Source organism: Urbifossiella limnaea (genome assembly GCF_007747215.1).
In the GTDB taxonomy this organism is placed as follows: Bacteria; Planctomycetota; Planctomycetia; order Gemmatales; family Gemmataceae; genus Urbifossiella; species Urbifossiella limnaea.
Genome location: NZ_CP036273.1, coordinates 3069975 through 3092436 on the forward strand (window position 1 = coordinate 3069975; position 22462 = coordinate 3092436).

Sequence of the window (22462 nt, forward strand, 5' to 3'; positions counted from 1 at the left end):
CGTCAGCACCCACCCCGCGGAGCCGTGCCGTGCCCTCTCCCCTCACCGCCGAGCAAGTCCGCGAGTACCACGACGCCGGCTCCGTGCTGGCGAAGGGCTTCTTCGACGCCGCCGAAATCGACCTGCTGCGCCGGGCCGCGAAGGAAGACCACGAGCTGGACCGGCGCTCGTTCGGCCGGGCCGACGGCGAGGGCGGCGTGGTGCGGCTGAGCCTGTGGAACCACCCCGGCGACGGCGTGTACGGCATGTTCGCGCGGTGCGCGAGGCTGGTCCGCAGCTGCGAGGCGCTGCTGGGCGGCGAGGTGTACCACTACCACTCGAAGATGATCCTCAAGGACGCGAAGGTCGGCGGCGCCTGGGCGTGGCACCAGGACTACGGCTACTGGTACCAGAACGGCGTGCTCGAACCGCTTCTCACCAGCGTGTTCATCGCCGTGGACCCGTGCACGCGGGCGAACGGCTGCCTCCAGGTGGTGACGAACTCGCACCACTGCGGCCGCATCACGCACGTCCTCACCGGCGACCAGGCCGGGGCCGACCGCGAGCGCGTGGCCGAGGTGCTGAAGCGGCCGGAGCGGTTCCCGCTGGTGTACGTCGAGATGGACCCCGGCGACGCGCTGTTTTTCCACCCGAACCTGTTGCACCGCTCCGATCAGAACACGTCGGACCACCCGCGCTGGGCGATGATCTGCTGCTACAACGCGGCGCGGAACGACCCGTACAAGGACAGCCACCACCCGCGGTACACGCCGCTGAAGGTGGTGCCGGACGCGGCAATCCGCGAGGTGGGGGTGAAGCGCTTCGCCGACTCGGGCGACGTGGCGTGGCTCGAAGACCAGCGGGACAGCAGCGCGAAGTCGCTGCTCGACCGTGAATGACGCGACGACTTAGCCGCCCGCGTACAGCTCCAGCATCTCGAACTGCTTTCCAAAGTCGTGCTCCGTCACCCCGACGGGGCTCTTGAAGAAGCACGCCAGGTGGCCCATCGTTCCGCTCTCGCCGCGGCGCTGGGCCAGCAGTGACAACCGGGCCACGTCCAGCACCAGCGGCGCCGCCAGGAGCGAGTCGCAGCCCTGCCACGTGAACTGCAGCGTCATCTTCGTGCCGAGAAACCCCTCGAAGTGGACGTGGTCCCACGCCGTCTTCCAGTCGTCCAGCGATTCCACGTACTCGATCGACACCAGCGACTGCGGCCGGTAGCCGAGCAACTCCGCGAGCAGCGCGTCCTTGCTCCGCACCTTGCTCGCCTTGTTCTCGGGGTCGTTCAGCACCTGCCCGTCGCGGTTGCCGAGGATGTTGTGGCCGACCCAGCTGTGAACGCGCAGGTTCCGCCGGGCGAACATCGGCGCCAGCACCGACTTCAGCAGCGTCTCACCGGTCTTCAAGTCCTGCCCGGCGAGGGGCACGCCGCGGGCGCGGGCCAAACCTTCGATTGCGGGCAGCGACGCCCCGCGCGACGGCGTCAGGTTCACGTACGGGAACCCGGCGTCGATCGCGGCGTAGGCGTAGAGCGTGCTCGTCGGCAGCGCCGTCGTCGACTTCTCCAGCGCGGCGGCGAGGCGGTCTGCGGCGTCGCACTCGGGGCCGGGCTCGAACGGCGGCTCGGTCGAGGCGGCGTTCACGACGACGAGTTGGTCGAGCTTGTGCGCTTGCTGGAAGGCGCGGAGGTCGCGCTGCACCAACTCGACGGCGGCCTTCGGACTGGGTACGGCGCGCACGTCCGGTCGGTCGGCCAGGGCGGCGAGTGCGGCGTTAGGCCGGAACGATACGCCGGGGCGGACGTTCGCCGACCACGCCTCCAGATCCGGGGCGCACGCCGAAATCGTCCGCTCGTCGAAGACGTTGGACCGACGGTGGAGTTCGCGCACCGCCGACAGCAGCGTCGCCTGGCGCACGTCGTGACCGCCGACGACGAAGGCCGCGGGCTCGTCCAGGTCCAGGGCGGCGAGGCGGGGTAGGGCGGTGACGAGGCCGGTGGTCGGGGTGAGGCCGCGGGTCAGCGCGGCGAGCCCCAGGGCGGTCGTGGCGCTGACGCCGCCGCAGGCACCGATCATCCACAGTCCGACGCGCCGCTGGGCCATGTCCGGGGGGTCCGTCGAGGGGAGGTGAGCGCGGGCGGGCAGGCGTTCTTATATTCTCGCGGGGCCGACGCGCGGATTCAAGTTGCGGGCACCGCCTCACGGCCGCCGAGCGACCGGAACAACCGGACCCCCACGACCGCCAGCACCGGGATGCTCAGCTGGAAAAGCACGGGCCACCCCAGGAATCGCTTTTGCACGAGCGTCGCCGTGGTACTTACGGTGAGTGCGAGCCAGGCGACCGTGAACCACGTGAGCCACGTGTCGCGGCGGGCCGGCAGGCGTTCCCACAGCACCACGGCCGCGGCGAACAGGAGCGCCCACTCGTAGATGAGTGTGTGCGGCGACGCCCAGAGCGTCACGAACACGGCGGCCGGGAACATCACCGCGAGCGCCCCGCCCGTCCGGAGACGTAACCACGCCGCGGCGCCGACCGCGGCCGCGGTGGCGAGCAGCGTCAACGACATCAGGAGCTCAGCGGCCGCGCCCGGAAGGAGGACGGCCCAGAATTTCCGCGGCGAGTGCAAGTTCCACTCGTTCTCGCCGCCGTAGGTCACGTTAGCCCGGAGCGTCTCGACGAACGCCCGACTCGCCTCCGGAATGACGAGCCAGCTGACCGCCGCCAACAGAAACCCCGTGGCGGCGACGCCGAGCCACTCCCACCGGTGCCGCCGCGGGGCCAGCCCCCACCACACGAACAGGCCGATGAGCAACTGCGGCTTGTACCACAGCAAACCCGCGGCGAGCCCGGCCGCGAAGGGCCGCCGGTCGGCAGCCAGCCGGTAGACGGCGGCGTAGACGGCGAGGCTCAGCGGCGTGTTCTGCCCGAACGTGATCGCCGTGAATACCGGGTAGAACGCCAGCGCCCGCGCGAAGGTGCGCCACGGCCGCGCCGGCCGGAGGCACCACACCGCGAAGCCGATCGCCGCGAAGCTGACGGCCATCCACACGAGCACGCTGCCGACGAACGGCAACCCGGCTGTGGGGACGTACAGCAGGGCGTAGAACGGCGGGTTTCGGTAGGCCATGTGGTACGGCCACTCGCCGTCCGCGCGGACGGCGTTCTGCTGCACCTCGCCGATGGCGTCGGGCGTGTACAACTCGCCGGGCCGGCCGTCACGAAGGAGCGTGGCGGCGGAGTAGAACGCGATGTGGTCCGCGCACAGGAGCATCCCCTCGGCGTCGCGCTTCCACGCGGGAGTACCAAGCGCCAGGCTGCCGATCCAGACGGACCACACGGCGACCGCGGTCGCCCAGGCGATCCACAGCCGGTCGCGCAGCCAGGAGGCCGTGGTCGCGTCGGTCATGGCGCGGCCAGCACGTCGCGGACGAGGGCTTCCGGCACGTCGTCGAACAGACGCACCTCGCCGAGCCGCGTCGGCAGGATGAACCGCAGATTGCCGCCGGCCGCCTTTTTGTCGCGACGCATCACGGCGATCAGCTCATCCATCGGCCACTCGGGCTTCGAAGCGGTGGGTAGGCCGAACTTCGTCAGGAGCGCGAGTTGCCGTTGACCGAGAACCGGGCCGATAAGCCCGTGGCGTTCCGCCAGCCGTGCCGCGCACACCATTCCGGCGGCGACCGCCTCGCCGTGCAGCCAGCCGCCGTACCCGCCGACCGTCTCGAAGGCGTGGGCGAACGTGTGGCCGTAGTTCAGCACCGCCCGGAGGCCGGTTTCCTCGCGCTCGTCCTTCTCCACGACATCGGCCTTGAGCCGACAAGACCTGCCGACGACGTGCCGAAGCGTCGCCGGTTCGCGGGCCAGCAGGTCTCCAGCGTTCGCCTCCAGGTCGTCGAAGAAGGGCTCATCGAGAATGACGCCGTACTTCACGACCTCGGCGAGGCCGCTCCGGAACTCTCGGTCGGGGAGTGTGTCGAGGAAGGCGGTATCGATCCACACGCCGGCCGGCTGGTGGAACGCCCCGATGAGGTTCTTCCCCTTCGGGTGGTTGACGCCGGTCTTGCCGCCGACCGACGAATCGACCATCGCCAGCATCGTGGTCGGCACCATGAGCAGCGGCAGGCCGCGGTTGTACGTCGCGGCCGCGAACCCGCCGAGGTCGCCGACGACGCCGCCCCCGACGGCCACGACCGCGGTGCGGCGGTCGGCGGTCATCGCGTACAGCGCGTCGTACAGGTTCGACAACTCGGCGAGGGACTTCGTCCCTTCGCCGGCGGGGACGGTGACACTGGCGGTGCGGAAGCCGTTGGCTCGGAGCGTGGCTTCTACGTCGTTGGCAAGGGAGGCGGTGTTGGCGTCGGAAACGACGAGCGCCGCTGTGGACGCGGGCAGCGCGCGGCGGGCGAACGGGCCGACGCCGGCGGGCTGCGCGGTCGTCAGGGCGATCTCGTAAGACCGCGGCCCGAGGCGGACGTGGACGGACTCCATCCCGGCATTTCACGACGCCACCGCGGCATCGCCAAGAGTGCGGGCGGTTTTCGCTGGACGGGCACCCGTCGAGCGGCGAAACAGGAGCGGATGGGCGAGCCGACCGCGACCGCCGAACCCGCCTGGCGCGAGTTCGCCCGCGCGCCGCTCGTGCCGGTCGCGCTCGCCGCAGCAGTCGGGTTAGTGCTTGATCGGTACGCGGGTGGGCCGCTCGCCGCGGAACTGCTCACGGCCGGAGCCGGTATCGTGGCGTGGGGCGTCAGTCGGCGGGCGGCGTGGCTGTGGCTCGCTGCAGCCGGCGTTGCCGCGGCCCACCATCACACGCACCGTGCTGCCTTCGACGCGGACGACATCGCGGCCTTCGCCACCGCCCGGCCGGCACCGGCGCGCGTCCGCGGCACCCTCGACGAGGAGCCCGCCCGCTTTCGGCCGCCGCGGCCGGACCCACTCCTGGGCCGGCCGTCGCCGGCGACCGCGTCGACGACTCTAGCCGTGACTGCTGTCGAGACGCGCGACGGCTGGCGCCCCGCGAGCGGCCGCGCCCGGCTGACCGTCGACGGCCGACTCGACGGGCTTCACCTCGGCGACACGGTCGAGGTGGTGGCGCTGCTGTCGCTGCCGGACGGCCCATCGAACCCGGGCGAACTCGATTACGCCTCCCTGCTCCGGGACCGCCGCGTCACCGCGTCACTCCGCGGCCGCGGCTCGACCGAAGCGGTGACGCGGCTCGACGAGGGGTGGCGGCACTCGCCGCTGGGCTGGGTCGCGGCCCTGCGCGGCTCGGGGGCGCGCACGCTCTCGGATGCGATCGACCCCGGCGAGGCCGGGCTCGCCGCGGCGCTCCTGCTCGGCGACGGTACCGCGCTCGACCGCGCCGAGTGGGACGCGTACGTCCGCACCGGCGTCGTCCACGTGCTGGCGATTTCGGGCCAACACCTCGTCGTCCTCGGTTGGTTCGCGTGGCTCGTACTGCGTGTCGCCGGCGTGCGGCGGAGGCGCGGCGCCTGGGTCGTGGCGCTGCTCCTGGTCGGCTACGCGGTACTGACCGGCGGACGGCCGTCGGCGGTACGCGCGGCAGTGATGGTGTCGGTCGTGTGCGGCGCGATCGTCCTCCGCCGTCCGCAGCGGCCGGCGAACTCCTTCGCGCTGGCCTGGCTGATCGTGCTCGGCTTCAACCCCGCCGACCCGTTCACCGCCGGCTGTCAGCTGTCGTTCGTGTCCGTGTTTGTGCTCGTGTGGGGGGCCGGTCGCTGGCTCGCGCCGCGCCCGCTCACGCCGCTGGAGGAACTGGTTGAGGACTCGCGGACGCTACCGGAGAAACTCATCCGCCGCGGCGCTCGGTGGGCGGCTGTCGGCTTTGCGGTGAGCCTCATACTCGCCGCCGCGAACGGCCCGCTTGTACTCGCGTGGCAGAACATCGCCTCGCCGGTCGGCGTGGTGCTCGGTCCGCCGCTGGTGTTGCTGACGTCGGTCGCTCTGGTCGCGGGGTTTGTTGTGCTTCTCACGGCGCCGCTGGCCGGGTGGCTGGCGTGGCCCTTCGCCCGCGCCACCGAGTGGTGCCTCGCCGGCTGCGGGTGGCTGGTCGATCTCGCGGAGCGGACCCCTGGCGGCTGGGTGTACGCGCCCGCCCCGCCGGCGTGGTGGCTCGTCGGCTTCTACGCCGCCGTCGCGGTCGTCGTGCTGCTCGACGGGCGCGGCCGCCGCGTCGCCGTGGCGGCGACCGCGGCGTGGCTGCTACTCGGCCTCGCGCCGCCGGCCCGGCAACTGCCCGCGGACGAACTGCGCGTCACGTTCCTCCACGTCGGGCACGGCGGGTGTGTCGTACTCGAACCGCCGGACGGTCGCGTCGTCCTCTACGACGCGGGGACTACGCTCGGGCCGGACGCGATCCGCCGCACGGTCGCGCCGTTTCTGTGGCACCGCGGCGTCCGGCGCGTGGACGAGGTGTTCGTGTCGCACGCCGACCTCGACCACTACAACGGTCTGCCTGCGCTCCTCGACCGATTCCCGGTCGGGCTCGTCACGCTGACGCCGAGCTTCCGCGACCGGCCAACCCCGGCCGTGCGAGCGACGCTGGAGTACCTGGAGAAACGGACCGTGCCGACGCGGGTGGCCTCGGCCGGGAACGTGTTCGCTGCGGGGGGTGTGACGCTCGAGGTGCTACACCCCCCGGCCGACGGCCCGCCGGGCGAGGAGAACGTCCGAAGCCTGGTGCTACTCGTCCGCCACGCGGGAAATACCGTCCTGCTGACCGGCGACCTGGAGGGAGAGGGGCAGGATCGCGTGACGCGACTGCCGGCGCCCCATGTTGACGTGATGCTCGCCCCGCACCACGGGGCGAAAGACGCGAACACGCGGCGAGCCGGCGTCGACCGCTGGGAGCCAGGCCCGATCGCGCTGTGGGCGCGGCCGCGACTCGCGGTGTCGTGCCAGAAGGCGGGGCCCACGGACCACCTGCGTGTCGCGTACGGCGCGGTCGGAGCCGACGTGTGGGACACGCCGACCGCCGGGGCGATCGTGCTCCGGAGTCACCCGTCGGGACTGGTGGTGGAGGCGTTTCGGACGGGGGAGGTGCGGGTGGTGCGGCGGGGCTGGTGACGCCCGACGCCCACTCGCCTCGGCGGGTGGGCGGGCGTCGGGCGCGAGTCACTCCTTCGTGGCCGCCATCGGCGGCTCCGGCGGCGTCAGGTCGCCCTTCGAGTTGTACGGCTGCCACGCCAGGCCGAGGGCCAGCGCCCGGTCGCGCTTCGCCACGATGGCCCACGGCGTCCCCTTGTACGTGGTGATCATCGCGTCGAAGATTTCGTGCGCCTCCACGAGGTACTGCTTCTCCTTCTTCACCTTCATCGTCGGGCTGGACACCAGCCGATACCCGTCGTGCAACTTCGGGTCGCGGGCCGGCAGCACCTCGGTCTTGATGTTGCCCAGCGCCAGGTTGTACTCGTGGAGGTACGCCAGCCGGGCTTTCGCGTGGGCCACCGCGTAGTCGTAGTGGGCCTGCCACCGCTTCGACTGCTGGGGCTTTTTCGGCTCGACCGCCTCCAGGAGGAACAGCACCTGCTCGACCCGCGGCGTCGCCACGGCCAGGTAGTCCTGTTCGCGGCCGACCTCCTTCTTGAGGCGCTCGTCGATGACCCCGGTGAACGAGTCGCGGAGCTTCCCGCGGCCGGAGTCGCCCCACACGTCGCGCATCGTCTCGAAGCCCTCGACGACCGCCAGTTGGAAGGCGTACTTCTCCTTGTTCCCGGGCATCTTCATCTCGCTGACGGAGACGTCGGCCTTGTACGCGGCGAGCGTGTCGGCCGGGAACGGGAACGCCCCCAACTCGGCGATCGCGTCGTCGCCGGTGATCGGCGGCAGCGCGAACTCCGCCACCAGGTCGGCCACCGACGCACCCTTCGGCGGGGCCGGCATCTCGAACCGCTTCGCCGGCGCCTCGTCCTTGTTGGCCGCTGTGAGCGCCTGCGGGGCGGTGCCGTAGACCTTCACCGTCTGGGCGAACTTGCCGCCCTTCTCGCCGGACGACGCCAGCGCGGCGGCCTCGTTCACCTTCTTCGCCAGCGTCGCGGCCCAGTCGTCCACCGGGATCGGGTCGTTCTCGCCGAGGTTCTTGCCGCCGCCCTTCACGAAGCGGGTGAGGTCGAGGAAGGCACTCCCGGCGATCTTCTTGTTCAGGTCGAGCGTGTCGAACGACTGGTTGTAATACTCCAGGGCGTTCTCACCGGGTTGGCACGTGAGAATGACCTGCACGCCGGCCGGTGCCGGCTCGGTGAGGAGCTTGGCGACCGCCTCGCTCATCGGCTCGCTGCCGGGCCTCAAGCGGCCGCGTTCCGGGTTGTACCGGCACACGTCCCACACAATCACCTTCTGCGTCGCCTTGCAGGCCTTCACCTTGGCGAACACGTCGGCAACGGGGATGAGCGTCTCCACGTCCTCGGGGTCGCCCTCCATCGGCACCAGGAACGCCTCCTCCTTGTCTTCCATCTTCTTGGTGAAGACGTGGCCGCCGTAGTACATGACGATGCGGTCCTGCGGGCGGCAGGTGTCGAGGAACAGGTCGATGGCCCCGGCCATCACCGGCTTCATCGGCTGCTCCTTGTCGGAGACGACGAACGCCTGGTTGTTGTCCTTGTCCCGCGGCACTCGCCACTCGTGGGCGAGGCGGTTCGCGGCGTGCAGCGTCAGGTCCGGCCCCTTGCTGCCGTTTACCATCGACGCCGTCGTCAGCGGGTTGAGGTAGAGGTAGTTGCTGACCTGGATGAACAGCAGCCGCCGCGGCAGGCCGGACGAGCCGGTCACCAGCGGCGAACGGTTCGGGTTCGACGCGGGGCCGCCCTTCGGGTTACCCGGGTCGGGGTTCGTCGGGTGGTTGTTGGCCTGCTCCTTCAGCTTCTTGAAGTACGGCACCCCGACGGCGACCCCGGCGACGAGGCTGACCGCGAGCGCGACGGCGACGCCGATCCACGCCGCCTTGCTGCTGCCGCGGCCGCGCTGGTAGCCGGCCTTGCCGCGGCTGTGGGCGGCGGTTGCCTCCGAGACGGCCTTGAACTCTTTGCCGGGCTTGAACCCGTTTACCGACTCGGGCACAGGGGCGGGCGTCGGTGGCAGGGGCGCCACGGGGGCGGGGACTGGGGCGGGTTGGGGGTATGCCGCCGCGGTCGGGTCGTACGGCGCCGGCTGCGGGTAGCCCGGGGGTGGGCCGTAGCCGGGTGGCATGGGATACGGGTAGCCCGGGGGTGGGCCGTAGCCGGGTGGCATGGGATACGGGTAGCCCGGGGGTGGGCCGTACCCGGGCGGCATGGGATACGGGTAGCCCGGGGGTGGGCCGTACCCGGGCGGCATGGGATACGGATAGCCCGGGGGTGGGCCGTACCCGGCGGGGTGATACGCGGCGGGGTCGTAGGCCGGCGGGGGTGGGGCTACGCCGCCGACATCGGGGTCAAACGGGTTGTACGCAGCCGGTCGCGTCGGGCCGAGTTCCGCAAAAGCGTTGTCCGCCGGCTGCTCGACGGGGGCCGCCGGCGCGGGCGTGTCGCCGGCGCTCTTGGTACGCACGACGGCCCCGCACTTCTTGCACTTCACCGACTGCCCCGCCCACTTGGCAGGAATCTTCAGGCCGGTGTTACAGCTCGGGCAGGTCGCGCGGATCGTCCCGTCCATCCGTGTGTCCCTCGTTTCCCTCTTGGAGTCGATTCTAGCAGACGAAGTTCCCGATGCGAAACGCCGTGGCCGTATTCCCGTTAGAACCCCCACTACCCGCCCCGCCGGGTTGCCGGCGGCGGGCGGCGTCGGCATCCTGACCCCGTGCCGCACACCCGGAGGGCCACCCGTGCAAGCAGTGCTCATCGACGGCGACGGGATCGGCCCAGAGGTCACCGCCGCGGCCTGCCGCGTCGTCGCCGCCGCGGGGGTGAAGGTCGATTGGATTCGGGCCCCCGCCGGAGCCGCCGCCGCGGCCGACTACGGCGACCCGCTCCCCGACGAAACCTTGGAGCTCATCCGCCGCTACCGCGTGGCACTGAAGGGGCCGGTAACCACGCCCGTCGGCCGCGGCTTCCGCTCCGTCAACGTCCGGCTGCGGCAGGGGCTCGACCTGTTCGCGAGCGTGCGGCCGGTCACGTCGCTGGCCGGGGTGACGACGCCGTACGAGAACGTGGACCTGGTCGTGGTCCGCGAGAACACCGAGGGGCTGTACGCCGGGCTGGAGCACGAGGTGGTGCCGGGCGTGGTGGAGAGCGTGCGGCTGGTGACGCGGGCGGCGGCGGAGCGGATCGTGCGGTTCGCGTTCGAGCTGGCCCGCGCCCGCGGCCGGCGCGTCGTCACCTTCTGCCACAAGGCCGACGTGATGCGGCTTTCGGACGGCCTGTTCCTGGAGTGCGCCCGCGCCGTGGCCGACGACTACCCGTTCGTGCTGTTCGACGAGAAGGCCATCGACAACGTCTGCCTGGAGCTGGCGGCCGACCCCACGCGGTTCGACGTGCTGGTGATGGAGAACCAGTTCGGCGACCTGATCTCGGACCTGTGCGCGGGGCTGGTGGGCGGCCTGGGCGTGGTGCCGGGGGCGAATATCGGCGGCCGGAACGCGGTGTTCGAGGCCGTCCACGGCAGCGCGCCGGACATCGCGGGGACGGGGCGGGCGAACCCGATCGCCGTGGTTCGCAGTGCGGCGATGCTACTGGACCACGTGGGCCGGCACGAGGCGGCGGCGCAGATCGAGCGGGCGGTGGCGGCGACGCTCCAGGCGGGCGTGGGGCTGACGCCCGACCTAGGCGGCAGCGGCACCACGGCCACGCTCACCGACGAACTGGTGCGGCAGGTCGCGCGGTGACGCGCTACGGTGGCTCTGGCCTCGGGGCGTACAGTGCGATCTGCCGGGCCGCGCGAAACGTCACCGCGATCGACTTGCCGTCTGGCGAGAATCGCGGAATCGGTTGGTCGCTGCCACCCTCCCGCGGGGGTGAGATGCGGCCGAGCTTCTTTCCGCTCGCCACCTCCAGCACGTCCACGTGCCACTGCACGCCGTCGCGCAGCTCCGAAATCGGCACCGCCAGCAGCGATCCGTCCGGCGAGAGTGATGCCACGGCAGGCTGATACGGCGCCCGCAGTGGCCGCACGATCTCGCCCGTCCTGCCGTCGACGACGTTTGTCTCGAGCGAGCTCGTGAGCTTGCCGTAGAACACGACCCGGCCGCCGTCGGCCGAAACCGACGCCACGCTATTCGTCGGCTGCGGCCCCTTACCACCCCACTCGAGGTCCTTTTCGCCGGACGGCAGCTTGTACCACGCCGCCTTACCGGTGCCGTTCACCACAAATACCCGCAACTCGTCCGGCGTGAACGAGATGTGCCCCGACCCGGACGACGCCAGCCAGTTCCCCTCGATCACGTCCTTGCCGGTGGTCGTGTCCATGACCCGGAACTGCCCCGCCGTGCCACTCATCGGCGACTGCCGACCGTGCGCCGTGTAGCGGCCCGTGGGCGACACGGCCTTGTACGAAGCGTAGGTCTGCTTCCCGGGGATGGACAACTGCGGGAACACGAGGTCGGACGCAGGCGCCCCGGTCCGGGCCATCCACACCTTCACGTTCCCGTCCTTACCGGACGACGCCACGCGGTCGGCGAACGGGGCCACCCAGCCGAGGGACTCGCTCCCCGGGTGCCCAGCATACCCGGGGAGCGGGGTGCCGTCGGCGGAGTCGTAGGCCAGAATCAGGCCCGTGGTGCCGCCGTGTTGGAGGAGGATCGCGCCGTCGCGGGTGAACGTCGGCGCGAATTCCGGCCTGAGCGCGAGCTGCCCCACGTCCGCCGGGGCCGTCCAGCGCGCCTTCAGCGCCGGAGGCGGGGCGGGCCGCGGCGTCGGCGTGATCGTCGGCGGCGGCATCGGGAACGGGCCGGCCTGCGGGAACGGGCCGGCCTGCGGGAACGGGCCGCCGAAGGCATTCGGCGGCAGCGCGTCGGGCACAGGGCTGAGCGGTGTGGGTAGCGGACTCGACGCGGCCGGCGGATCGCCCTTGAGCGTGAACACGGACAGTTCGCCGTCGGTCGGGTCGCGGACGGCCACGGCCCTGCCATCAGCGCGCACCGCGACGTTCTCGCCGTCCGCACCCACCTTCTCGCGGCCCAGCTCGATACCGGTACGGGTGTCGGTCACGATTGCGGTTCCGTCCCTCACCTCGATCAACCGGCGGCCGTCCGCGCTGACGTGCGACGGGCCGGAAGCCAAGTCGAAGCTGAGGCGGCGGAGCACCTGGCCGGTCTTGCCGTCGAGAACGTACCGGCCGCGATCCAGGCCGACCGGAGCTCCGGCGTACAGGATCACGCCGCCGTCCGCGGACATCGACAGCAGAGGCGTCGGCACCCGGGCGTCCGGATATTGCCAACCCCCGTCGAGCGCCCCGCCGGGCACCTTCAGCCACCGGCACCGGCCCATCGGCTCGGCGACGAACAGCCGGGTGCCGTCGGCCGTGAACTTCGCGCTGCCGGGCTCCCAGAAGCCGGCCCCGATCGTCTGAGCGGAGGCGGTGTCGAACAAGCGAAACATGTTGCTCCCCGGCGGCCCGCCGGACGGATTTTTCGACCCGACGAAGGCGTGCCTGCCGTCGGGGCTGAGGGCGAACTTCGTGACGCTCCGCGGCACCGGCGGCGGGAGCATCTGCCGCGGGAGGAGTTCGCCCGCCTGCGTCCCTGTCACGTGGAACACGACCGGAAACGGGTACGTCGGCGTGGTCACCATCACGCGCTCGGTGCCGATCGGAAGCAACTCGCCGCCGACCGGCGGCACGCCGGTGCCGGCGATGCGGGCCGTCTGCGTGCCGGTGTTGGCGTCGAACACGCGCACCCCGCCGCCGTCCTGGGCGAACAACCGCTTGCCGTCGTCGGACAGGAGCAAGAACGCTCCCTTTACCGGGGGGCCGCCGGGTGTCGTCCAGCGCTTCTCGAATGTGATCGGCTTCGTCGTAAGCGGCTCGGGCTGCGGGACAGGCTCCGGCGCCGGCGGGGGCGGCTCCTCCGGCGGGTGCTCGGCGACCTGCGGCCCCGGTTGGAAGGCGAAGAACACGAGTGCTCCCACGCCCCCGCCGCACACGAGCATCGCGCTGCCGAGCACAGCGAGGAGGATGAGCACTTGAGCGCCGGCGGACGGACGTCGGGACGGTGTCGAACCCGGCATGGCTTCGGCTCCTGCGGCTGTGTTTGTGATACCACACCGCCGCCCGCGCCGGAAGCGCCCGCCCGTAGGATGACTTAGCCCCCGGAGCCGCGACATGCCCGACGCCCTGCCGTTCGACCTGGTTGTGATCGGCGCCGGCCCCGGCGGCGTTGCCGCGGCCGAGACCGCCGCGCTGCTTGGTCGCAAGGTTGCGATCGTGGAGGCGACGCCGCTCGTCGGCGGGGCCGCGGTCAACACCGGCACCATCCCCAGCAAGACGCTCCGCGAGACGGCCCTGGCCCTCAGCGGCGTCCGCAGCAGGGCGCTGCACGGCGTGGACCTCTCGCTCCGCCGCGGACTCACGGTCAACGACCTGCTCCGCCACGAGCGCGCGGTCAAGGCCACCGAGGCGACGCAGATGCGCGCCCGCCTCGACGCCTACGGCGTCACCGTCGTCCACGGCACCGGCGGCTTCCACGACGCACACACCGTCCGCGTCGTGCGGCCGACCCCACCCGGCGGCGAGGTGTACCTCCGCGGCGAGAAGGTGCTGGTGGCGACCGGCTCCACACCGGCGCGGCCGACCCTGTTCCCGTTCCAGTCGAACCGCGTCCACGACTCCGACGAGCTGCTGTACATCTCGGCCCTGCCGCGGTCGCTGGCCGTCATCGGGGCCGGCGTCATCGGCAGCGAGTACGCCTGCATGTTCGCCGCCCTCGGCACCCGCGTCCATCTCGTCGACGGCCGCGACAAACTGCTGCCGTTCCTCGACCCCGACCTGTCGGCGGCGCTGCAAGGCGCGATGACCGCCGGCGGCATCCGCTTCTGGTGGAACGAGAAGGTGGCGAAGTGCGACACGCCGCGGATCGGCGAGACGACGCTGACGCTGACCAGCGGGGCCGAGTTGCAGGTGGACCAGGTCCTGGTGTGCGCCGGTCGGTCGGCCCGCACGGTGGAGCTGAACCCGGCGGCGGCGGGCTTCGAACTGACGCCGAAGGGGCTGATCGCGGTGGACGAGCACTTCCGCACCACGGTGCCCCACGTCTACGCGGTCGGCGACGTGATCGGCTTCCCGGCGCTGGCGAGCACGAGCGCCGAACAGGGGCGGGTGGCGGCGTGCCACATGTTCGGGTCGGACGAGAAGGACGCGGTGGCGAAGTTCCTGCCGGCCGGGATTTACACGATCCCGGAGGTGAGCGCCGCCGGGCTGACGGAGCCGGAGGCCTTGGCGGCGGGGCACGCGGTGGTGGTCGGCCGGGCCGACTACGCCCAGAACCCGCGCGGCAAAATTATCGGCGACAAGTCCGGCTTCCTAAAGCTGGTGTTCGACGCGGCGGACATGAAGCTGCTGGGCGTCCACGTGATCGGCGAGCAGGCGAGCGAACTGGTACACATCGGACTGCTGGCGCTGATGGCCGGCGGCGGGGCGAAGCTGTTCCTGGACACGTGCTTCAACTACCCGACGCTCGGCGACCTGTACAAGCTGGCGACGCACGACGCCCTGATCCGGCGAGCCCGGCACGCCGGCCGCATCCCGCGCGCGGTGGTGAGTTAGCTCAGCGAGCACCTATCCCTTGACGGCGTAGCAGAACAGCAGCTCCTGGTCGCGGATGTACAGGTGGCCGTTGGCGACCACCGGGTGCGTCCACAGCATCCCCTGCGGCTTCCGCAGCTTCGACGTCGCCGGTAGCGACAGCCGGCCCGCTTCTTTCCAGCCGTCGGTCGCGGCGTCGAGCAGCACCACGGCCCCGCCCTTCTCGGCGGCGCAGTAGAGTTTCCCGTCGGCGGCCGAGATCACCCCGCGGCCCAGCGCCTTCCCCTCGGTCCATAGCACCTTGCCCGTCTTGAACTCGGCGCACACCCAGCCGCCCTGCTCGGAGTGGCCGTACAGGTGGTCGCCGAGCAGCACCAGACCGCCGTCGCGGTTCTGAATCTCCTTCGAGGCGTACTGCTTCGTCGCCGTCAGCTTGCCGCCCGCGCCGGGGGCGACGGTTACGGCCTCGATCCCCTCGCCGAAGCCGACACTCACCGCGACGACGCCGTCGCGCACGACCGGAGTCGAGATCACCACGTCGTCGAACGCCGTGGCGCGGTCGTGCCGCCACAGGAGTTCGCCCTTCAGACCGACGCCGACGAGCCCCTTGTTCGTGGCGCTCACGTACTGCGGCACGCCGCCGAGCTTCGCCGCCACCGGCGACGAGTACGGCGCCTGCTCCGGTACGTCGGCGCTGCGCCACAGCAGCTTTCCGGTCGTCTTGTCGAGCCCGGCAAACAGGCCGCGTTTGCCCCCTACCACGCATACGAGCGTGCTGCCGTCCACGAGCGGGGCGGCGCTGTTCCCCCAGCCCAGCGGCGACGGCTGCGTCAGGCCGCCGCCGATCGGGTTCACCTCGCCGCCGAAGTCCTTGGCGTAGTTCGCGCGCCACAGTTCTTTCCCGGTCTTGGCCTCGACGCAGACGAGGTCGCCGAAGCCGCCGAGGGCGTAGACGCGGTCCCCGTCCACGGTGGGGGTGACGCTTGGGCCGGCGTTCCAGCTGTTTCCTTGCCACGTGAACAGCGGGCCGATCTTCGCCGACCACAGCACCGCCGCCGGGGTCTTTGTCAGGTCGAGGGCGTAGACGTACTCGTCACCGCCCTTGCCGCCGCAGGTGTAGAGGCGGTCGCCGACCACCGCCGGGCCGGCGTAGCCGACACCGCCCTCGGCGAACGTCCACAGCAGCTTCGGGCCGCCGGCCGGCCACGACTTCAGGAGTCCGGTGTCGGCGGAGTGCCCGTCGCGCGCCGGGCCGCGGAACTGCGGCCAATCGGCCGCGAGTGCGAGGGTGGGTGCGAGTGCAAGAAGGAGTGCGGCGCGGCGGAGCATGGTGACTCTCCCGAAGGGTGGGGTGATCGTACCCCGGGGGTTCGCGCCACGCCAGCGGCAATGACTGTGATGGCACCGGCCCCGGCCGGCGGGTAAGATGCCGAGACATGGCGAACAAACCACCCCCGCCGGACCCCGCCGCGGCCGAGTACACGGTCGTCGCGCGGCGCTACCGGCCTCAACAGTTTGCCGAGCTCATCGGCCAGGAGCACGTCGCCCAGGCGCTCGTGAACGCCCTGCAGTCGGGCCGCGTCGCCCACGCCTACCTGTTCACCGGCGCCCGCGGCGTCGGCAAGACGAGCGCCGCCCGCATCCTGGCCAAGGCGCTCAACTGCGAGACCGGCACCACCCCCACGCCGTGCGACAAGTGCGACAGCTGCCTCGCCGTCGCCGCGGGCGAGGACGTGGACGTGCTGGAGATCGACGGGGCCAGCAACAACAAGGTGGAGGAGGTCCGCGACCTGCGGCAGAACGTCGGCTTCCGCCCCACCCGCGGCCGCTACAAGATTTACATCATCGACGAAGTCCACATGCTGTCCACGAGCGCGTTCAACGCGCTGCTGAAGACGCTGGAGGAGCCGCCGCCGCACGTCAAGTTCATCTTCGCCACCACGGAAGTACAGAAGATTCCGGTCACGATCCTGTCGCGCTGCCAGCGGTTCGACTTCGCTTACGTCGGCCCCGGCCGCATCTTCGACCAGCTCAAGGCGATCGTGAGCCGGGAAGGGCACCAGGCCGACGACGACGCCCTGAAGCTCGTCGCCCGCCGCGCCGCCGGCTCGATGCGCGACTCGCAATCACTGCTCGATCAGTTGCTCGCGTCGGCGACGGGCACGCTGACCGCCGATCACGTGAACGCGGTGCTGGGCACCTCCGGTGACGACCGCGTCATCGGGCTCGCCGCCGCGATCCTGGACCGCGACGCTGCGAAGGCACTGAACCTGCTCAGCGAGTGGATCGACCGCGGACTCCAGGTCGGCGAACTTCTCGACCAGCTGATCGAGTACTGGCGGGCGCTCATGCTTGTCAGTTGTGCTCCGGAGTTGAAAGAACTCCCGCATTCGCCACTCGTTCTGGAGAGCGTCAGTAAGGTCGTCGGGCGAATCAGCCTCGATACTGTGTTGGCCGGGCTCGACGTGTGGACGACGACGAAAGCCCGTGTGCGCGGCATGGGACACGGCCAGGTGCTGCTAGAAATGGCGGCCGTGCGGCTCGCCCGCATGGACGAGGCGCTTTCCGTCGGGCAATTGCTCCGGTCGATCGCCCAGGGTGGGCCGCCGCATGCCGCGCCTGGCGGCAACGGTGTGGCAACAATGGGCGGTGCGTCAGTCGACGGCGTAAAAAAAAACAGCCCGCTGACGCTGGCGTCGGATCGAACCGGATGGGATAATTCGGCAGTTGGTGACGGTACTCCGCGAGACTTGACCGTGGAGTCGGTCGCCGCGGTGTGGCAGGACGCCAAGCGGATTCTGCACGAGCGGGCGCCGCTTCTCGCCAGTCAACTCGATTCGGCACTTGTGCCTGCAATTTTCGGGCCAAATTCGCTGGCAATCCGGTTTCCCCCCGGGTATAATTCCGCTTACCAGGCGAGTGCCACCGAGCAGGGTCTGCTTCGCGTGCAGGACGCGCTGAAGCGTGTGACGGGCAAGCCGGTCACGGTCCGCTTCGACGCCCCGCCCAGTGGCGGGCCCGCCGAATCGCCCGCGAAGTTGCCGGCGACCTCTGCCGCGGAGCGAAAGAAGACGCTGATGACGCTGCCGTTCTTCCAGAAGGCGGCCGACTCGCTCGGGGCGCAGCTGTGGCACGTGGACGAGGCGTTCGACCCGGCCGCCGTCGCCCCCCAGCCCGCGACCCCGACCGACGACACCGACGAGGCGACGTGATGTTCGGAAAGCTCGGCTCGCTGATGTCCCTGATGGGGAACTCCGGCAAGCTCAAGGAGGAGATGGAGAAGCTGAACACCCAGCTCGGGACAATCGTCGCCGAGGGGGCCGCCGGCGCCGGCTATGTGACTGCGAAGGTGAACGGCCGGATGGAGGTGGTGTCCGTGGCGATCACGCCCGACGCCATGACCGACCGCGAGATGCTCGAAGACCTGGTTGCCGCGGCCGTGAACAACGCGATGGCCAAAGCCCGCGAGCAGGTCGCCACCGCGACGGCAAAGATGGCCGAGAACATGGGGCTGCCGCCGGGGATGCTGGGCGGCGGGCTGCCGGGGCTGTCGTGACGAACCGCAAGTCTGTGAGGGCGTCGTGGGCGAACCGCAGGGGGTGATCGGGCGGCTGCTGGAGGAGTTGGCCAAACTCCCCGGCATCGGGCCGAAGAGTGCCGAGCGCATCGCCCACTTCCTGCTGGCGGGCGACCGGTCGCAGGCGACGAAGCTCGCGGACGCGCTGCGGGCCGTAGCCGACCGCGTCCGGCCGTGTCGGGAGTGTTTCACCCTCACGGACCGGGAAGTCTGCGAGATCTGCTCCGACCCGCGCCGCGACGCCGCCCTGCTGTGCGTCGTCGAGACGCCCCGCGACGTGGCCTCGTTCGAGCGCGCCGGCAGCTTCCGCGGGCTGTACCACGTCCTCGGCGGACGGCTCGCCCCGCTCGACGGCGTCGGCCCGGACCGGCTGACGTTCGCGCCGCTGGTCGATCGCGTGAAGCGCGGCGGCGTGCGGGAGGTGATCCTGGCGACGAGCCCAACGCTGGAAGGCGACGGCACGGCGCTGTACGCGGCCGACGTACTTTCGGGGAGCGGTGCGGCGGTGACGCGGTTGGCACGCGGGTTGCCTTCCGGTGCGTCCCTTGAGTTGGCGAATGCGCAGATGCTGACCGACGCCCTCCAGGGGCGGCGGGCGTTCTGACCCGACCCACCCGGGCGGCCCGGGTTGACCTTAGGCGGAGACGATATGAGCGGGATGCGGATCGGCATGGACCTTTCGGTGCGCATGAATCAGCAGATGATTCTCGCGCCGCGGATGATCCAGTCGATGGAGATCCTGCAGCTCCCCATCATCGACCTGCAGGCGAAGATCGAGAAGGAACTCCAGGAGAATCCGTTCCTGGAGCAGAAGGAGCAACTCGGCGAGAACGAGGAGGGGGCCGAGAAGGAGTTCAACCCCGACGCCCCGCTGAAGCACGACGACACCGGCGACCTGGAGTTCAGCCGGCTGGAGGCGCTGAACCGCGACTGGGACGACCACTTCAACGAGGAGCACCGCGGCAGCCGCGGCGCCCTCGAAGAAGAGGGCGACCGCAAGATGGACGCGATGGCGAACATGCCGGACCGCCCGCGGTCGCTGCAGGACCACCTCGACGAGCAGCTCGGCGAGCTGGAACTCGACCCCGAGGTGCGGGCCCTCGCCAAGCACGTGTGCAGCTTCATCGACCGCACCGGCTACCTCGGCTCCCGGATCAAGACGAAGCGCCGCGAGACCGACGACGAGTCGGAGGCGCGCGAGACGTTCAGCCCGATCACGCTCCTGGAGATCGCCCAGACCTACGACCAGCTCGTCACCGAGGACGAGGTCGAGGACGTGCTCGTCAGCGTGATCCAGAAGCTCGACCCGCCCGGCATCGGCGCCCGCACGCTCCGCGAGTGCCTGCTCCTGCAAATCACCGACGAGACGCCGTGTGCCGACGTGCTGCGCGTGCTCGTCCGCGACCACCTGGACGACATCGGCTACAACCGCATCCCCGTGATCCAGAAGGCGACGCGGTTCGACATCCCCACCATTCAGGAGGCGGTGGAGGCGCTGCACCACCTCGACCCGAAGCCGGGCCTCAAGTTCGCGGAGAGCGGCGTGCAGTACGTCGTCCCCGACGTGGTGGTCGAGCGGAACGACGACGGCGACTACGACGTGCGGCTGACCGACGACTGGGTGCCGAACATCCGCATCAGCAAGCGGTACTTCGAGCTGTACAAGTCGAAGGGGCTCGACGAGGCGGCCAAGGAGAAGCTCCGGAAGTCGCTGCAGTCCGCACAGTGGCTCGTGTCCGCCGTCGAGCAGCGGCGGAACACGCTGATGAAGGTGACGAAGGCCATCATCGACCACCAGCGGGCGTTCCTCGACGCCGGCCCCGAGCACATCCACCCGCTGAAGATGCAGCAGATCGCCGACCTGGTGAAGGTCCACGTGACGACCGTGAGCCGGGCCGTGGACGACAAGTGGGTGCAGACGCCGCGCGGCGTGTTCCCGCTGAAGCGGTTCTTCGGCGGCGGCAAGGTGAACGTCCAGACGCAGGAGGACGTGGCCTACGAGGTGATGAAGCAGAAGCTGATGGAGCTGGTGAGCGACGAGGACAAGGCGAACCCGCTTTCTGACGAGGAGTTGGTGACGAGGCTGAACGACGCCGGCTACCCGGTCGCCCGGCGGACGGTGACGAAGTACCGCAAGATGCTGAAAATCCCGTCGAGCCGGCAGCGGAAGGACTGGTCGCGGGTGTGAGCCGGTGGGGAGTTCGGGTTGACCTCGGGACCGAAGAATGGGTAATTCCGGCGGTCGAGCCTCCACTGGCCGCCGAGAACCCGTCATGCCCAAGGCAGGTGAAGTCGCCCAGATCGAGCGGTTCTTCGCGGGTGTCGATGCCCAGGCCGGCACCCGCTTCATGCTGGACAAGCCCTTCTCGCACGACGACTGCCCGCGCTACCTCGTCGAACTCGGCAGGGTGCTCACCCTCCTGCCCCCGCCGCCGGCGCGAGTCCTCGACCTCGGGGTCGGGATGGGCTGGACGACGGTATTCCTGGCGCTCCGCGGGTACCACGTTGTCGGTCAGGACATCTGTGGCGACGCCATCGAGCTGGCCCGGCGGAACGCGGCGCGGTACGGGGTGACGACGGCCGAGTTCGCCGTCACGGATTACGAATCGATGACGTACCGGGACGAGTTCGACGCCGCGCTGTTCTACGACGCCCTCCACCACGCCGAGGACGAGCGGGCGGCCCTCGCGGGCGTGTCCGCCGCGCTGAAGCCGGGCGGCGTGTGCCTCGCCGTGGAACCCGGCGAGGGGCACGCCACCTCCGCCCCCACGCTCGAATACGTGGCCAGGTACGGCGTCACAGAGAAGGACATGCCCCCGCGGCACGTCATCGACGTCGCGCGTGGCGTCGGGTTCCGGTCGTTCCGCGTCTACTCCCGCGACCTCGAACCGACGCCGGTACTGGTCGCCGACCTGGACGCCCGCCCCGCCGCCTCGCGGGCGGCACCGTTTCCGGGCCGCATCGCCACCTCCCTGCGGTTCGCCCGCAAGGCCCTGAGGGCGCTGCTGAAGGGGACGTGTGCGGAGGACGGGCAGCAGTTGTTCGGCACTCCGGTTCCGAAGCCCGAACCCGAGCTGCGCGAGTCGGCGATCATCTGGATGCGGAAGTAGCTTGCCCCGGTGGCCGGAGTGATGAACGACTGGACCAGTGAGTTCTGGGCGGGCCGGCAGGTCCGCGTCCTCGGCGGCAACGGCTTCCTCGGCCGGCACCTCGTCCGCCAACTCGTCGAGCAGGGCGCGACCGTCCGGACCCTGTCGCTCGGCGGGGCACCGCTCGAGATTTTCGGCGTCGAGGAAGTGACCGGCGACGCCACCGACCCCGACGCCGTGCGCCGCGTACTAGACGGCGGCATGGTCGTGTTCGTGACCGCGGGCCCGGTGGGCGTCGGCGGCGCGAAGGCCCGGTCGATGGGCGCCCACACGGCCGTCATCCGCACCGCCCTCGACGCTCTACCACCCGGTGCGCGGCTCGTCCTCACGTCCAGCGTCGTTACCCTGGGTGCCACCCGTGGCGCCGTACTGACGGAAGGTTGCACCGACGGCGAAGACGTGGGCGTCGAGTACGTCCGCGCCAAGCGGGCTGCCGAGGACGTGGCGCTCGCCGCGACCGGGCGCGACGTGGTCGTCGTGAACCCGGGCTACCTGTTCGGCCCCGACGACCCCGGCCCGTCGGTGATGGGTGACCTGTGCCTGCACTACTGGCGCGGCCACTTGCCGTTCGCCCCGCCCGGCGGGATCAACGCCGTGGACGTGCGCGACGTGGCTCGCGGGCACCTGTTGGCGGCCGAACGAGGGGCGACCGGTCGCCGCTACGTCCTCGGCGGCGAGAACGTCCGCACCCCCGTGCTGTTCGCCGCGCTGGCCGAAGCCGCCGGGCTGCGACGGCGGTTCCTCCCGCGGCTCGGGCCGGTGCTGATCACGCAATGGATGCGGACGTTGGCGGCGGGCGCCGAGGTGCATCACCGCCTCACGGGCCGCGAGCCGTTCCCGTCGTTCGAGATGGTGCGGATGAACACCCGCTGCTGGTTCGCGTCGTCGGCGCGGGCGGCGGCCGAGCTGGGCTACCGGTCGCGCCCGCTGGCGGATTCCCTGGCCGACGCCTTCGCGTGGCACGCCGCCCGGACCCGGGTCGCCCCGCGCGGGCTGAACCGACTCTGGCTCCGGCCCGCGGCCTGAGCCGCCCCGGAGACGCGGGCATGGGGTCGCCCCGCGGTCGCTCGGCCTGCCCCGCGGCCGGAGG

At 70.9% G+C, this 22462-nt stretch carries 16 protein-coding genes; 10 read left to right on the plus strand and 6 right to left on the minus strand.

From position 1 onward, the window contains the following. Positions 1–29 precede the first annotated feature (29 nt). Positions 30–878, plus strand: a complete 849-nt coding sequence (locus tag ETAA1_RS12550; protein WP_145238444.1) for a phytanoyl-CoA dioxygenase family protein — start codon at positions 30–32, stop codon at positions 876–878. A gap of 9 nt (positions 879–887) precedes the next feature. On the opposite strand, the gene ETAA1_RS12555 is transcribed toward ETAA1_RS12550, so the two are convergent. The 3 genes from ETAA1_RS12555 to aroB all read right to left on the minus strand — a co-directional run bounded on the left by ETAA1_RS12555 (position 888) and on the right by aroB (position 4467). Then, positions 888–2081, minus strand: coding sequence for an inositol-3-phosphate synthase (locus tag ETAA1_RS12555; RefSeq protein ID WP_145238447.1), 1194 nt, complete (start codon positions 2079–2081; stop codon positions 888–890). Positions 2082–2158: 77 nt separating this feature from the next. Continuing rightward, positions 2159–3385 (minus strand): glycosyltransferase family 87 protein, encoded by a 1227-nt coding sequence (locus ETAA1_RS12560; RefSeq protein ID WP_145238450.1) that lies wholly within the window; start codon positions 3383–3385, stop codon positions 2159–2161. Next, positions 3382–4467, minus strand: a complete 1086-nt coding sequence (aroB, locus tag ETAA1_RS12565; RefSeq protein ID WP_145238453.1) for a 3-dehydroquinate synthase — start codon at positions 4465–4467, stop codon at positions 3382–3384. The genes ETAA1_RS12560 and aroB overlap by 4 nt, the downstream gene beginning before the upstream one ends. A 90-nt stretch (positions 4468–4557) precedes the next feature. Here aroB and ETAA1_RS12570 point away from each other — a divergent pair, with 90 nt between their 5' ends. After that, on the plus strand, positions 4558–7065 hold the full coding sequence (locus ETAA1_RS12570) for a ComEC/Rec2 family competence protein (protein WP_145238457.1): 2508 nt from the start codon (positions 4558–4560) through the stop codon (positions 7063–7065). 48 nt (positions 7066–7113) lie between these two features. Here the strand turns inward: ETAA1_RS12570 and ETAA1_RS33425 are convergent, their stop codons facing one another. Then, on the minus strand, positions 7114–9627 hold the full coding sequence (locus ETAA1_RS33425; protein WP_202920849.1) for a zinc ribbon domain-containing protein: 2514 nt from the start codon (positions 9625–9627) through the stop codon (positions 7114–7116). Positions 9628–9796: 169 nt separating this feature from the next. Between ETAA1_RS33425 and ETAA1_RS12585 the strand changes: the two genes are divergently transcribed. Further along, a complete protein-coding gene (locus ETAA1_RS12585; protein WP_145238459.1) occupies positions 9797–10795 on the plus strand; it encodes an isocitrate/isopropylmalate dehydrogenase family protein in 999 nt (332 codons plus the stop codon). 4 nt (positions 10796–10799) lie between these two features. Here ETAA1_RS12585 and ETAA1_RS12590 read toward each other — a convergent pair whose 3' ends face one another. Continuing rightward, positions 10800–13088: a WD40 repeat domain-containing protein gene (locus tag ETAA1_RS12590; RefSeq protein WP_145238462.1), complete on the minus strand. Its 2289-nt coding sequence runs from the start codon at positions 13086–13088 to the stop codon at positions 10800–10802. A gap of 139 nt (positions 13089–13227) precedes the next feature. Between ETAA1_RS12590 and sthA the strand changes: the two genes are divergently transcribed. Beyond that, positions 13228–14667 (plus strand): Si-specific NAD(P)(+) transhydrogenase, encoded by a 1440-nt coding sequence (gene sthA, locus ETAA1_RS12595; protein WP_145238465.1) that lies wholly within the window; start codon positions 13228–13230, stop codon positions 14665–14667. A 12-nt stretch (positions 14668–14679) separates the two neighbouring features. Here the strand turns inward: sthA and ETAA1_RS12600 are convergent, their stop codons facing one another. Continuing rightward, positions 14680–15975: a PQQ-binding-like beta-propeller repeat protein gene (locus tag ETAA1_RS12600; RefSeq protein WP_145238468.1), complete on the minus strand. Its 1296-nt coding sequence runs from the start codon at positions 15973–15975 to the stop codon at positions 14680–14682. 107 nt (positions 15976–16082) lie between these two features. Here ETAA1_RS12600 and dnaX point away from each other — a divergent pair, with 107 nt between their 5' ends. The 6 genes from dnaX to ETAA1_RS12630 all read left to right on the plus strand — a co-directional run bounded on the left by dnaX (position 16083) and on the right by ETAA1_RS12630 (position 22398). Beyond that, entirely contained in the window at positions 16083–17858 is a 1776-nt protein-coding gene (gene dnaX, locus ETAA1_RS12605) for a DNA polymerase III subunit gamma/tau (protein WP_145238471.1), read from the plus strand. Further along, entirely contained in the window at positions 17858–18202 is a 345-nt protein-coding gene (locus ETAA1_RS12610; RefSeq protein WP_145238474.1) for a YbaB/EbfC family nucleoid-associated protein, read from the plus strand. The genes dnaX and ETAA1_RS12610 overlap by 1 nt, the downstream gene beginning before the upstream one ends. A gap of 25 nt (positions 18203–18227) precedes the next feature. Continuing rightward, a complete protein-coding gene (gene recR / locus ETAA1_RS12615) occupies positions 18228–18827 on the plus strand; it encodes a recombination mediator RecR (protein ID WP_145238477.1) in 600 nt (199 codons plus the stop codon). Between the two features lie 45 nt (positions 18828–18872). Continuing rightward, complete coding sequence (gene rpoN, locus ETAA1_RS12620; protein WP_238389431.1) at positions 18873–20411, plus strand: RNA polymerase factor sigma-54; 1539 nt, start codon at positions 18873–18875, stop codon at positions 20409–20411. An 85-nt stretch (positions 20412–20496) separates the two neighbouring features. Then, positions 20497–21333: a class I SAM-dependent methyltransferase gene (locus ETAA1_RS12625; RefSeq protein WP_202920850.1), complete on the plus strand. Its 837-nt coding sequence runs from the start codon at positions 20497–20499 to the stop codon at positions 21331–21333. 21 nt (positions 21334–21354) lie between these two features. Next, positions 21355–22398: an NAD-dependent epimerase/dehydratase family protein gene (locus ETAA1_RS12630; RefSeq protein ID WP_145238483.1), complete on the plus strand. Its 1044-nt coding sequence runs from the start codon at positions 21355–21357 to the stop codon at positions 22396–22398. The last annotated feature ends 64 nt before the right edge of the window (positions 22399–22462 follow it).